The sequence below is a fragment of the Nocardioidaceae bacterium genome (assembly GCA_018672315.1).
In the GTDB taxonomy this organism is placed as follows: Bacteria; Actinomycetota; Actinomycetes; order Propionibacteriales; family Nocardioidaceae; genus TYQ2.
In genome coordinates, this window is record CP076053.1 from 289,497 (window position 1) to 302,942 (window position 13,446).

The 13,446-nt window shown below is 72.6% G+C and carries 12 protein-coding genes; 6 read left to right on the forward strand and 6 right to left on the reverse strand.

Going from position 1 to position 13,446, the window contains the following annotated elements; genetic code table 11:
• From KLP28_01425 to KLP28_01450, 6 genes are all read right to left on the reverse strand, one after another.
• Positions 1–1,005: a hypothetical protein gene (locus KLP28_01425; GenBank protein QWC85473.1), complete on the reverse strand. Its 1,005-nt coding sequence runs from the start codon at positions 1,003–1,005 to the stop codon at positions 1–3.
• A gap of 180 nt (positions 1,006–1,185) precedes the next feature.
• Positions 1,186–2,349 (reverse strand): serine hydrolase, encoded by a 1,164-nt coding sequence (locus KLP28_01430; protein QWC85474.1) that lies wholly within the window; start codon positions 2,347–2,349, stop codon positions 1,186–1,188.
• Positions 2,350–2,425: 76 nt separating this feature from the next.
• Positions 2,426–4,063: a citramalate synthase gene (cimA, locus tag KLP28_01435; GenBank protein ID QWC85475.1), complete on the reverse strand. Its 1,638-nt coding sequence runs from the start codon at positions 4,061–4,063 to the stop codon at positions 2,426–2,428.
• A 177-nt stretch (positions 4,064–4,240) separates the two neighbouring features.
• On the reverse strand, positions 4,241–5,986 hold the full coding sequence (locus KLP28_01440; GenBank protein ID QWC85476.1) for a protein kinase: 1,746 nt from the start codon (positions 5,984–5,986) through the stop codon (positions 4,241–4,243).
• Positions 5,987–6,035: 49 nt separating this feature from the next.
• Positions 6,036–7,121 (reverse strand): branched-chain amino acid aminotransferase, encoded by a 1,086-nt coding sequence (locus tag KLP28_01445; protein QWC85477.1) that lies wholly within the window; start codon positions 7,119–7,121, stop codon positions 6,036–6,038.
• Between the two features lie 28 nt (positions 7,122–7,149).
• Positions 7,150–8,235, reverse strand: a complete 1,086-nt coding sequence (locus tag KLP28_01450) for a 3-isopropylmalate dehydrogenase (GenBank protein QWC85478.1) — start codon at positions 8,233–8,235, stop codon at positions 7,150–7,152.
• A 75-nt stretch (positions 8,236–8,310) separates the two neighbouring features.
• Here KLP28_01450 and KLP28_01455 point away from each other — a divergent pair, with 75 nt between their 5' ends.
• The 6 genes from KLP28_01455 (at position 8,311) to KLP28_01480 (ending at position 13,440) form a co-directional block, all read left to right on the forward strand.
• A complete protein-coding gene (locus tag KLP28_01455; GenBank protein ID QWC85479.1) occupies positions 8,311–8,877 on the forward strand; it encodes a class I SAM-dependent methyltransferase in 567 nt (188 codons plus the stop codon).
• Positions 8,874–9,656: a methyltransferase domain-containing protein gene (locus KLP28_01460; protein ID QWC85480.1), complete on the forward strand. Its 783-nt coding sequence runs from the start codon at positions 8,874–8,876 to the stop codon at positions 9,654–9,656. The genes KLP28_01455 and KLP28_01460 overlap by 4 nt, the downstream gene beginning before the upstream one ends.
• A gap of 217 nt (positions 9,657–9,873) precedes the next feature.
• A complete protein-coding gene (locus KLP28_01465; GenBank protein QWC85481.1) occupies positions 9,874–10,542 on the forward strand; it encodes an ABC transporter permease in 669 nt (222 codons plus the stop codon).
• A gap of 97 nt (positions 10,543–10,639) precedes the next feature.
• A complete protein-coding gene (locus tag KLP28_01470) occupies positions 10,640–11,581 on the forward strand; it encodes an ABC transporter ATP-binding protein (GenBank protein QWC86725.1) in 942 nt (313 codons plus the stop codon).
• On the forward strand, positions 11,578–12,387 hold the full coding sequence (locus KLP28_01475; protein QWC85482.1) for an ABC transporter permease: 810 nt from the start codon (positions 11,578–11,580) through the stop codon (positions 12,385–12,387). Before KLP28_01470 ends, KLP28_01475 begins: the two co-directional genes overlap by 4 nt.
• Positions 12,388–12,468: 81 nt before the next feature.
• The gene (locus KLP28_01480) at positions 12,469–13,440 is read left to right on the forward strand and encodes a glycine betaine ABC transporter substrate-binding protein (GenBank protein QWC85483.1); all 972 of its coding nucleotides are present in this window, start codon (positions 12,469–12,471) and stop codon (positions 13,438–13,440) included.
• The last annotated feature ends 6 nt before the right edge of the window (positions 13,441–13,446 follow it).

A 13,446-nucleotide genomic window follows, 5' to 3' on the forward strand; every position in this document is an offset into this window, starting at 1 on the left:
CTACGGCGCCGTCGCCACCCAGCGCGCCTGCGCGCTCACCACCGGTCCGGGTGCCGCCGGGAGCGTGCCCACCGGCCGCAGCACGTCGTGGTGGTCGGCGACCCAGCGGATCAGGGCGGCGACCGAGCGGCTGTTGGCGTCACGGCTCGGCGCGCCGAGCGCGGCCACCCCGATGCGGCGCACGTCGCCGTCCGCGTCCCGCACCGGGTGGGCGACCACGAGGTTGTAGCCCGCCGCGGAGGTGTAGCCCGTCTTGCCCTCGGCGATGCGGAATCGGTCGATGTAGGCGTTGCCGCGGTAGATGGTGCGGGTCTCGTTGCGCAGCGGCCCGAACAGCGCCGAGCCCATCCCGAGGAAGGGCGCCACCACCGGGTCGGCCTGCGCAGCACGCAGGAGCACCAGCAGGTCCCGTGCGGTGCTGGAGGCGCCGTACGCGGTCAACCCGCTCGGGTTCATCGCCCGCGTCCGGGTCAGGCCCAGCTCGCCCGCCAGCGCGTTCATGGAACCGAGGAACGCGGTGCGACCGCGGCGGTCCGAGCCGGCCATCGCCTCCGCGGCGTCGTTCGCGCTCGGCAGCAGCATCGCGGACATCAGCGCGTCCCGGGAGTAGCGCCTGCCCACCGACAGCCCCACGCAGATGCAGAACTCCGGGTGCGCCTCGGCGTACGTCACCCGGTGCCGCGGTCGCGGGGCGACCTGCCGGGCGGCGGTCAGCGAGGTCAGCAGCTTGATGGTCGAGGCGGGCTGGCGGCGTACGTTCGCGCCCCGCGCGGCCAGGATGCGGCCGGTGTCGAGATCGGCCACCGCGTACGTCGCCAGCGAGACCGCGGGCGGGTCCGTGGTCGGGGCGACCGCGCGGAAGGTCGTGCCGTTGCGCGAGACCCGCACCGGCTTCACCCGGGCGGTGCGCGCCGTGACCGGGGCGGTCACCGGGGCCGCGGTCACCGCCTGCGAGATCGTCGCCGGCGGAGGCAGCGTCGCGGCCTGGGACGCCGGGACGCTCACGCCGGCTGGGACCAGCCCGATGACCAGGGCGGGGAGCAGGAGACGCTTGGAGCGTCTGGAGCGTCTGGAGCGCCTGAGACGCGTGGAGCGCGATCGGTTCACGCCGCTCATGGTGCATCAGCGCAGCCGCCGTCGGGGGCACATCGGGACGATCGGTCACGAATCGACCCGGGTCGGTGCTCAGGACACGCGCGCAGGGGGCGGCTGCGGCAGCCGGCCCAGGGCGTCCAGCCGGTCGTGGTGCGCAGCGACCCAGCGCGTCAGGCGCGTCACCGCACGGTCGGATGCCTCCCGGCTCGGCGCGCCCATCGCGGCGGCACCGATGCGTCGGGTCGTGCCGTCCGCGTCCCGCACGGTCGTGGAGACCACGAGGTTGAAGCCGGCCGCACGGGTGTAGCCGGTCTTGCCCTCGGAGCCGGGATTGGCCTCGACGTACGGGTTCGACCGGTAGATCGCACGGGACGGACCGCGCACCGGGCCGAAGGCCGCCCGGTCCCGCTCGAGCATCGGCGCGACCGTCGGGTCGGCGAGCGCTGCCCGCAACAGCACGAGCAGGTCGCGTGCGGTGCTCGACATGCCCTCACCGGTCAGACCGCTGGGGTTGACCGCACGCGTGTCGTGGGCGCCGAGCTGCTGCGCCTCACGGTTCATCGCGCGCAGGAAGCCCGCACGACCCCGCGGGTCACCGCCGGCCAGGGCCTCCGCGGCGTCGTTGCCGGAGACCAGCAACGTCGCCCGCATCAGCGCGTCGCGGGTGTAGCGCCGGCCGGGCACGAGTCCGACGCAGACGCACGAGGCGGGCTGCGCCTCGCTGCGCGTCACCCGGTGGCGCGCCCGCGGGGCGATGCGCTCGGCGGCGGTGACGGCGCTGAGCAGCTTGATGGTCGAGGCGGGCTGGCGACGCGTCCGCGGCCGGTGCGCGGCGAGGACCTCCCCGGTGTCCAGGTCGGCGATCGCCCACGTGGCCAGGGGCACCCGCGGCGGGGCGGGCAGCTGCGTACGCGCCCGGTAGGCGGTGCCGCGCTCGACGTGCCGGGGCGCGGGCCGCGGACGGAGCCGCTCGGCCGCGACCATCCTCAGCTCCTCGGTCGGACCGGCCACGGCGCCCGTCGATCCGACCGACGTCGGCGCCGTGCCGGGACCCGCGGCGGTCACCGGGAGCAGCGGTCCCCCGGTCACGACGAGCACCCCGGCGGTGAGCGCTCCGGTGACGGCGACACGGAGCGCCGTACGCCTCGTCGAACGCCTCGTCGAACGCCTCGTCGAACGCCCCATCGGCCGGGGCGAGACCCCCCGAGGGGCGGCGTGGCGGGCGTCGCTGCGGGCGCTGCGTCGTCGATGCATCTCCCCATCCTGTGCAGACAGGCGGTGGATTTTCACATCGTGCGTGCATGACATGCCTCTCGGCGGGGCAAGAGGGTCAGTTCCGCGCGTGACCTCCGCCGCGTCGCAACCCGAAGGTGAACCCGTCCACGAGCGCCTCCCACGAGGCCTCGACCAGGTTCGGGCCCACGCCCACGGTCACCCACGAGGACTCCCCGTCGGAGGTCTCGATGAGCACCCGGGTGATCGCGTCGGTGCCGTGGCCCTGGTCGAGGATGCGCACCTTGTAGTCGATCAGCTCGAAGCGGGACACCGCCGGGTGCGCCCCTCGGATCGCGCCGCGGAGCGCCTGGTCGAGCGCGTTCACCGGGCCGTTGCCCTCGCCGGTGACCACGAACCGCTCCCCCGAGGCCGTCAGCTTCACGGTGGCCTCCGAGACCGCCGTGGAGGCGGGCATCGTCTCGGTGATCACGCGCCAGGACTCGACGTCGAAGAAGCTCGGCCGCTCCCCGGTGACCATCTCCTCCAGGAGCAGCTCGAAGGAGGCGTCCGCCGCCTCGAAGGTGTAGCCGCGGGACTCCATCCCCTTGACCCGCTCGGTGATGGCGGTGACCAGCTCCTTGTCGGCCGACAGGTCGAAGCCGAGCTCGCGTCCCTTCAGCTCGATCGAGGCGCGGCCCGCCATGTCCGAGACGAGCAACCTCATGTCGTTGCCGACGCCGGCGGGGTCCATGTGCTGGTAGAGGTTCGGGTCGACCTTGATCGCCGAGGCGTGCAACCCCGCCTTGTGGGCGAAGGCCGAGGTGCCGACGTACGGCTGTCGCGAGGCGGGCGGCACGTTGGTGACCTCGGCGACCGCGTGGGCGATGCGGGTGGCGTCGGCCAGCAGCCCGGGTGGCAGCACCTGCTTGTCGAGCTTGAGCTCGAGGTTCGCCACGACCGAGACGAGGTCGGCGTTGCCGGTGCGCTCGCCGTACCCGTTGATCGTGCCCTGCACGTGGGTCGCACCGGCGTCGACGGCCGACAGGGTGTTCGCCACGGCGCAGCCGGTGTCGTTGTGGCAGTGGATGCCGATGCGACCCCCGCTGCCCTCCACCGCCCCGACCACGTCGTCCACGACGTCGCCGACCCAGCTGGGCAGCATGCCGCCGTTGGTGTCGCACAGGGCCGCGACCTCTGCGCCGGCCTCGAAGGCCGTACGCAGCACCTCGATCGCGTAGTCGCGGTTGTCGCGGTAGCCGTCGAAGAAGTGCTCCGCGTCGAGGAAGACCCGCTGGCCCTCGCCGCGCAGGTGCGAGACCGTGTCGCGGATCATCGCGAGGTTCTCCTCCAGCGTCGTGCGGAGCGCGAGCTCGACGTGGCGGTCGTGGGACTTCGCGACCAGGGTGACGACCTTCGCCCCGGAGTCGCGCAGCGCGGCGACGAGCGGGTCGTCGGCGGCTGCGACCCCGGCGCGACGGGTGGCCCCGAAGGCGGCGAGCGTCGCGTGCCGCAGGTCGAGCTGCTCGCGCGCCGCGGCGAAGAAGGCGGTGTCCTTGGGGTTCGCACCGGGCCACCCGCCCTCGATGAACCCCACGCCCAGGTCGTCCAGCGACCGGGCCACGGACAGCTTGTCGGCGACGGAGAGCGAGAGGCCCTCCTGCTGGGCGCCGTCGCGCAGGGTCGTGTCGTAGACGTGGAACAGCTCCGGGTCCAGGGACGCGGCGGCGGTCGCGGGAGTACGGGTCTCAGTCATCACGGTCTGCCATCGGTGCGGGGTCGGGTGGACGGGAACGAAAAAGACCTCCCGTCAGCGGACGAGAGGTCGGCGCGTCGGGCTCCGGCGGGAGCGCGACGCGCTAGCGAATCAGGATGCTCGCGAGAGGCACGTGCTCAGTGTGCCACGCGCCTGCGCCCCGGGCCGTCGCGCATCTCACCGCACCCACGCCCGCGGCGACCCGAAGGGGGCCCAGTCCGGCCCCGGCGCCGCGCCGAAGGCGAGCAGCGCGGTCGCCAGAGCGAGCACGCAGACGACCGTCAGCGCCGTCGCGCGGGAGCGCGCCACCTGGCGGACGGCGCGGTCCAGGGGGTGGCGTACGCGACGCGCGCCCGGCCCGCGGGTGACGGCCACCGCGAGCGCCGCGCCCGCGAGGACCAGCCCTCCCTGCACCGGCGCCCCGAGCACGACCGCACCGGTCCCGACGACGGCGACCACGGCCGCCACCCACACCCCGAGCACGGCGGTGCCGCCGAGGGCGACGAGCGCGAACCAGGGCGAGACGAGCAGGGCGGCGGGGCCGTCGTACCAGCGGCTGCGACCGCGTCGCCAGACCTTCTCCCGACGGGCCTGGGACGTCCACGACCACGTGCGGAGCGCGTGCGCCGCGACGAGCACGACACCCAGTGCGACCCACGGTGCGGCGAGGAAGGCCGTCACCGCCACCGCGAGGAGGCCGACCCGCAGGGACCCGACCAGGGCGCCCGGGTCCTCGCTCCGGCGCCCGGGAGCCGGCGAGGGCCCCGGGGCGTACGCGCCCGCGCGGTCTCTGGGGGTCGAGGGAGCCGCAGGGGCCACGGGGGCCTGCTCGGGACGGGGCTCGACGGGCAGCCTGCGCGTCAGCGGAGGCGCGGCGGGAGCGACGACCGTCTCCCGCCGCGTGGGTGCGGCGTCACCGAGCCGGCGGGTCAGCGCCGTCGCCGGACCGCGCAGCAGCGAGGTGAGGCGTCCGGAGCGGACGGCGGCCGCGCCCACCACGAGCGGCATCGTCGGGTCGGGCTCGGGCACCGGGCGCGTCGAGGCCGCCGTGGCCTGCTGCGGGGCCCGCACCGGGGCGTACGCCGCCGCGTCGGTGTCGGGGATCGCCGCGAGCGCCGTGAACAGCGTCTGTGCGCTCGGCCGACGGGCGGGGTCGGGGTCCAGGCACGCCTGCACCATCGGACGCAGCCCGGGGTCGACCTCGGAGAGGTCGTGCTCGGCGCGGCGTACGCGGTCCATCACCGCGACCGCGGGGCCGGACCCGAAGGGCGCGCGTCCCGTCGCGGCGTACGCCAGGCACGCGCCGAAGGCGTGCACGTCGGCGGCGGGTGTCGCCTCGTCCCCGGTGAGCACCTCGGGTGCGAGGTATCCCGGGGTGCCCATCAGGAAGCCCGCCTGGGTCAGCCGGCTGTCGTCGGCGAGCCGGGCGAGACCGAAGTCGATGAGGACGGGCGAGCGGCCCTCCATCAGCACGTTGGCGGGCTTCACGTCGCGGTGCACGACGCCGGCGGCGTGCACGACGCTCAGCGCCTCCGCGAGGCAGCGGGCGAACCAGCGCAGGTCCCGGCCGGTCAGCGGCCCCTCGGCACGGACGTGCTCGTGGAGGCTCCAGCCCGGCACGTAGCGGGTGGCGACCCAGGGCACCTCGTGCCACGGGTCGGCGTCGAGCACGGCCGCCACCCGGGGGGAGTCGACCCGGCCGAGCAGCGCCACCTCACGGGCCAGCCGCTCGCGGGACTCGGTGTCGGAGACCACGTGGGGACGCAGCACCTTCAAGGCCACCCGGCGGCCGTCCGCGGCCGAGGCCAGGTGCACCACTCCCATGCCGCCCTCGCCGATGCAGGACTGCAGGCGCCAGGGGCCGACGTGCGTACGCCGGGGCCCGGAACCCGCGCCGGGACGGTCGTCGACGCTCACGCTCATGGTCAGCGACGGTACGCCAGCCCGTGGCGCGCCCGAGCCTGGCGCGCGGTCAGCAGACCTGCGTCATCCAGCCGAAGGGGTCCTCCGCGCGGCCGTACTGCACGTCGACCAGCGCCTGCCGGATCGCGGTGGTGACCGGGCCGATCTCCTCACCGGTGCCGACCTCGCCACCGTCCCAGCGCAGGGTCCCGACGGGCGTGACGACCGCGGCCGTGCCGCAGGCGAAGACCTCGGTGATGCGGCCCGAGGCGACGCCCTCGCGCCACTCGTCGATCGAGATGCGCCGTTCGACGACCTCGTGGCCGCGCGCCCGGGCGAGCTCGATGATCGCCGAGCGCGTGATGCCTTCGAGGATCGTGCCGGTCTCGGGGGTGACGATCGACCCGTCGTCGTGCACGAAGTACATGTTCATGCCGCCGAGCTCCTCGACGTACCGCCCCTCGGCGGCGTCGAGGAACACGACCTGGTCGCACTCGTGCGCGACGGCCTCCTGCTGGGCCACGAGCGAGCTGGCGTAGTTGCCGCCGGTCTTCGCCGCGCCCATGCCCCCGCGGCCGGCCCGCGTGTACTCCTCGGTGAGCCAGATCGAGACGGGGCGCAGCCCTTTCGCGAAGTACGCCCCCGCCGGCGAGGCGATCACCATGAAGGTGACGTGCTGGGAGGGGCGGACGCCGAGGAACGCCTCGGAGGCGAACATGAACGGACGCAGGTAGAGGCTCTTCTCCCCCGCGGCGTCGGGCACCCAGCGCTGGTCGACCCGCACGAGCTCGCGCACGCAATGCACGAAGTCGGCCACCGGCAGCTCGGGAAGGGCCAGCCGCGCCGAGGAGCTGACCATGCGCCGGGCGTTCTCCTCGGCGCGGAACATCCAGACCGACCCGTCCTCGTGACGGTAGGCCTTCATGCCCTCGAAGATCTCCTGGGCGTAGTGCAGCACCGCGGTGGCGGGGTCGAGGCTGAGGGGTCCGTACGCCGTGATGCGCCCCGCGTGCCACCCCTGGTCGGGGGTCCACTCGAGCGTGAGCATGTGGTCGGTGAAGTTCGTGCCGAAGCCGGGCGCGGCGAGGATCTCGGCGACCCGTTCCTCAGAGGTCGGCGAGGGGTGGGGCTGGAGGTCGAGGTGCGGGCCGCTCATGCCCGGAACCTACCGCGCGAGCGGCGCCTCAGGACAGGCGCGCGGCGACGGCGTCGCCGACCTCCGGCGTACGCAGCGTCGTGCCCGGCGCTCGGTCCGCGAGCTCGGCCACGACAGCGTCGTCGATGCGGCGGGCGGCCTCGTCGAGACCCAGGTGCTCGCACAGCAGGGACGCCGAGAGGATCGCCGCCGTCGGGTCGGCCTTGGCCTGCCCGGCGATGTCGGGGGCGGACCCGTGGACGGGCTCGAACATGCTGGGCGCGGTGCGGTCGGGGTTCACGTTGCCGGACGCGGCGAGACCGATGCCCCCGGTGACCGCGGCGGCGAGGTCGGTGACGATGTCGCCGAAGAGGTTGTCGGTCACGATGACGTCGAACCGTGCCGGGTCGGTGGCCAGGAAGATCATCGTGGCGTCGACGTGCAGGTAGTCGACCTCGACGTCGGGGAACTCCTCGCCGACCTCGCGGACCAGACGCGTCCACACCGCACCGGCGTGCACCAGCACGTTCGTCTTGTGCACGAGGGTCAGTCGGCCGCGGCGCTTCTGCGCGCGACGGAAGGCGTCGCGGACGACGCGCTCGACGCCGAAGGCGGTGTTGATGGAGACCTCGGTCGCCAGCTCGGCCGGCGTGCCGGCGCGGATCGCGCCGCCGTTGCCGACGTACGGACCCTCGGTGCCCTCGCGGACGACGACGAAGTCGATGTCGCCGGGGTCGGCCAGCGGTGAGGTGGCTCCTGGGAAGATGCGCGAGGGCCGCAGGTTGACGTAGTGGTCGAGCTCGAAGCGCAGCCGCAGCAGCAGCCCGCGCTCGAGGATGCCGGGTGGGAGGTTCGGGTCGCCGGGCTTGCCGCCGACGGCACCGAGGAGGATCGCGTCGTGCTGACGGATCTCGGCCAGCACGGAGTCGGGCAGCACCTCGCCGGTGCGCAGGTAGCGCTCCGCGCCCAGGTCGTAGTCGGTCTGCTCGAGCATCACGTCGCCCGGCAGCACCTGACGCAGCACCTTCAGCGCCTCCGCGGTGACCTCCGGGCCGATGCCGTCACCGGGCACGTGGGCGAGACGGAGGGGGCCGGTGTGGGCGGCGGCGGGCTGGGAGGCTGTGGCGTCGGGCATGACCTCGAGGATAGGACGTCGCTGTCCGAGTGGCGGACGCCGGATCCCAGCTGGTGGGACACCTAGACTGACCGGGTGAGCGGCCCCCACGACCTGCCGGCGATCGTGCAGCGCGCCTTCGACCTCTCCCGGCGCAGCGGGTTCGTGTCGTTCTGCCGCAACGAGACCGGACGCCTGCTGGCCTCGCTGGCCGCGAGCCGGCAGGGGACCCTCGCCGAGATCGGCACCGGCACGGGGGTCGGCGCCGCGTGGCTGCGTTCGGGCCTGGCCCCGGGAGCCCATCTCGTCACCGCGGAGCTCGACGCGCGGCTGGCCGACACCGCCGCCGGAGTCTTCGCCGGGGACCCGCAGGTGGAGGTGCTCGCCGCGGACTGGCAGTCACTGGTGGAGCGGGGCCCGTTCTCCCTGCTGTTCTGCGACTCCTCGCTCGCGGAGGCCTCCAACCCGGCCACGTTGGCCGAGCTCGTCGAACCGGGCGGTGTCGTCGTGGTCGACGACTTCGTCGCCACGACCACCTGGCCACCGCTGGTCGACGGTCGCGTCGACACGCTGCGCCAGGCCTGGCTCACTCACCCCGACTTCGTCGCGTCCCAGGTGCTGGTCACCGAGGACGCCGCCGTCGTGATCGCGAGCCGTCGATGAGCGCCCGCGACCAGGCGGCGCGCGACCGGCTCCTCGCACTCCTCGACCAGGACCGGTGCCGGCGACCACGTCCCGACGAGCGCGGCTGGTACGACGCGGGCACCGCTCCCGACGTCTCCACCCGCGGTCAGTCGCTGATGAGGTCCCGGGCGTACGCGACCGCCTACCGGGTGGTGCGGCCCGCACTCTTCCGCGTGGCCGGCATCGGCAGGTCCCCCTCCGCGGAGGAGGAGCGGCGACGGGCCGTACGCCTGTTGACCCTGTCCCCCGGCGACACGGTGCTCGACCTGTGCTGCGGGCCCGGCAACTTCACCGGGGTCTTCGCCGACGCCGTGGCGCCCGGCGGACTGGCCATCGGCCTCGACGCCTCCGACGCCATGCTCGCGCGGGCGGTCGAGGAGCAGGCCGGCGAGGCCTGCACCTTCCTGAAGGCCGACGCCGCGCGCATCCCGCTCCCGGACGCCAGCGTGGACGCCGTCGCCTGCTTCGCCGCGCTCTACCTCGTCGACGACCCGGCGGCGGTCCTGACCGAGGCCGTACGCGTCCTGCGGCCGGGCGGGAGGCTCGCGGTGATGACGAGCCACGTGCACGACGAGGGGGTGCTCGGAGGGCCCGTGCGCGCCCTGGCTCGTGTCAACCGTGAGCTGTCCGGCATCCGCGGTTTCGGCCACCAGGAGGTCGTCGACCTCGTCCGGGCCGCCGGTGCGGGAGACGTGCACCGGCGGGTGGAGGGCTTCACCCAGCTGGTGACGGCGCGCGCGCCGCGCAGAGCGCCCTGAGTCGGCGTGTCGACGAGTACACGCCGCAGTAAACGTCTCCACGCAAGGTCTCGCTTAGGTCACGAAGCCGCCGCGCCGGGTTCTTGACGTAGGACTCCTCCGGTCGATGTGTCTATCTTGAGGCGACCACGGGCGTGACCTCCAGCTTTCCTGCGCCCGACCGTGACACCGGCCCGAGCCGGAGCGGCAGCGAATGCCGCAGGTCAGACGAGAGGACGTGGGGACCGTGCAAGGCGCGCCATTTCTCGAGTATCTGCAGGCGCAGAGCTCGCGCATCATCTCCGACTCGATCGAGCACCTGCTGCTGGCGGTGCAGGTGCTCGCCGTCTCGGCCCTGCTGGCGGTCGTGCTGTCCGTGCTGACCTACCGCAGCGCGCTCGCGTCCAACTCGCTGCTCAACACCACCGTGGTGGCCTTCACCGTGCCCTCCGTCGCGTTCTTCGCCATCATGCAGCCGCTGACGGGCCTCTCGGTGCTCACCGTCTTCGTGCCGCTGGTCGTGTACGCGCTCATCCCGATGGTGCGCAACACCCTGGTCGGCCTGCAGGGTGTCGACGAGAAGATCATCGACGCCGCCCGCGGGCAGGGCATGAGCCGCACCGCCATCCTGCTGCGGGTCGAGCTGCCGATCGCCTGGCCCGTCATCCTCACCGGCATCCGCGTCGCGGCGATCCTGACGATCAGCCTGACCGCCATCGCGGCCCTGGTGAACTCCAACATCGGCCTGGGGGGCTTCGTCTTCGACGGGCTCGACAACCTGGGCAGCTTCAACGCGCTCAACAGCGCACTCGTCGGCACGATCTTCACGGCGGTGCTCGCCGTCGTCGCCGACCTCTTCTTCGTGCTCGCCCGACGCTTCACGACTCCGAGGGGACTCCGTGTCTGAGAACAGCAACGCCAACCAGGGAGGGCGGCCGATCTCGCTGCGCGAGGTCAGCAAGGTCTACCCCAACACCACCGAGCCGGCGGTCGACAAGATCGACATGGAGATCGAGGCCGGTGACATCGTCTGCCTCGTCGGCCCCTCGGGCTGCGGCAAGACCACGACGATGCGCATGATCAACCGGCTCATCGAGCCGACCTCGGGCACGATCCTGATCGGCGACGACGACGTGCTGAAGCTGAAGGCGACCGAGCTGCGCCGCCGCATCGGCTACGTCATCCAGCAGATCGGCCTGTTCCCCCACATGACGATCTCGCAGAACGTCGCGCTCGTCCCCGGGCTGCTGGGTTGGGACAAGAAGGAGACCTCCAGCCGCGTCGAGGAGCTGCTGAACCTCGTCGGGCTGGAGCCCGGGCGCTACGCCGACCGCTACCCCCGTCAGCTCTCCGGCGGTCAGCAGCAGCGCGTGGGTGTGGCCCGCGCCCTGGCTGCCGACCCGCCGATCATGCTGATGGACGAGCCCTTCGGTGCGGTGGACCCGATCACCCGCGTGAAGCTGCAGGACGAGTTCCTCAACCTCCAGAAGCAGCTGCGCAAGACGATCGTCTTCGTGACGCACGACTTCGACGAGGCCGTGAAGATGGGCGACAAGATCGCCGTCCTGCGGGAGGGGTCGCGCATCGCGCAGTACGACACCCCGGCCGCCGTCCTCGCCGCACCCGCCGACGAGTTCGTCGCAGGCTTCGTCGGCCGCGGTGCCAAGCTCAAGCAGCTCAACCTGCAGCAGCTCGAGGACCAGGACCTGCGCCGCCCCGGCTCCGGCACCGACCTCCCCCGCATCGACATCGAGCGCACCCTGCACGACGCGCTGGACTCGATGATGGGCTACGGCGTCGACGAGCTGTCGGTGACCAGGGGCCGCGACGTCGTCGGCATCATCACGCTCGACATGATCAAGGGCGAGATCCGCGAGCTCCAGGAGCGCGCAGGAGGGCGTACGACCGACACGACGGCCGCCGACCCGGCCGGGAGCGGGTCGTGAGCGCGACCGACAGCACCGACCGCCGCACGAGCGAGTCGGAGGCCGAGACCCAGGCCGCGGCTCCCACCGCGGACACCAGCGGCCTCGCGCCGCGGTTCGGCATCCGCGACCTGGTGACGCCGGTCTTCGTCGTGGCTGCGACGGCGGCGATCTTCATCTACATCAACACGGCCGACCTCGACCAGATCGAGGAGAACTCCTTCCGCAACATCGGCGCCCGCGCGCTCGACCACATCCTGATCTCGTTCGTCATCGCGGGGATCGTGCTGGTCATCGCGGTGTCCCTCGGCATCCTGGTGACCCGCCCGCGGTTCAAGTGGACGGCTCCGGGGGTGCTCGGTCTCGCGAACGGTGGCCAGGCGATCCCCAGCATCGGTCTGCTCGCGCTCATCGCCGCGGCCTTCGTGGGCTTCTGGGCCGTGGTGCTGGCGCTCACCGCGTACGCCGTGCTGCCGGTGCTGCGCAACACCATCGTCGGCATCGAGCAGGTCGACGCCGGTGTGAAGGACGCCGCCCGCGGCATGGGCATGAGCGGCGGCGAGGTGCTCCGCCGGGTCGAGCTCGTCCTGGCCGTCCCGGTCATCGCGGCCGGCGCGAGGACCGCGCTGGTGCTCGCGGTCGCGACCGTGCCCTTCGGTCAGTACCTCGGCTTCGGTGGCCTGGGCGAGCCGCTCTTCACCGGCCTGAAGACCCAGCGAGAGGTCGTCATCTACGCCTGCGCAGCCCTGATCGCGCTGCTGGCGCTCAGCATCGACTGGCTCGCCGGCGTCGCGCAGCGTCTGATCACCCCGCGCGGCATCGCCTGACCCGACCCCGCGACCCGACCCCGCGACCTGACCACAGCGACCGATACGACTCACGTACACGACACACGAAGAGGTAATCCCATGACCAAGCGAACGACACTTCTCGGCACGCTCGCCGCGACCGCCGCGCTCAGCCTCTCCGCCTGCGGCGTGGGCGGCAACAGCACCGACGTCGCCGACGTCGAGGCCGGCTCCATCGACGCCAGCGCCCTCGAGGGCCAGACCGTCGCCGTCGGCTCCAAGGAGTTCGACGAGCAGCTCGTGCTCGGCCAGATCGCCCTGCTCGCCCTCAAGGCCGCGGGTGCCGAGGTCGAGGACCGCACCGACATCACCGGCTCCACCGCCACCCGCAACGCGCTGCTCGGTGGTGACTTCGACGTCTACTGGGACTACACCGGCACCGGCTGGATCAACTACCTCGGCAACGACGAGCCGATCGCCGACTCCCAGGAGCAGTACGAGGCCGTCGCGGAGCAGGACCTCGCCGAGAACGACGTCGTCTGGGGCACCCCGGCGCCGATGAACAACACCTACGCCTTCGCCACCAACTCCGAGTTCGCGCAGCAGACCGGGGTGCAGAACTACAGCGACATGGGCGAGCTGTCCGAGAGCGACAAGGGCCAGGTCACCCTCTGTGTGGAGAGCGAGTTCCAGGGCCGTCCCGACGGTCTCCCGGGCTTCCTCGACACCTATGAGATCGACATCCCGGGCAACCAGGTCGAGAGCTACGGCATCGGCGTCATCTACGACCAGGTGGCCAACGGCAACAACTGCAACTTCGGCGAGGTGTTCACCACCGACGGCCGCATCGCCGCCCTGGACCTGACCGTGCTCGAGGACGACCAGAACTTCTTCCCGATCTACAACGTCGCCCCGATCGTCATGCAGGAGACCAACCAGCAGACGCCGGGCATCCTCGAGGTGCTGAACCCGATCTCCGAGGTGATCACGACCGAGAAGATGACCGCCATGAACGAGCGCATCAGCGTCAGCGGTGACGACCCGGCCGTCATCGCCGAGGACTTCCTCCGCGAAGAGGGCTTCATCAGCTGACCTGTC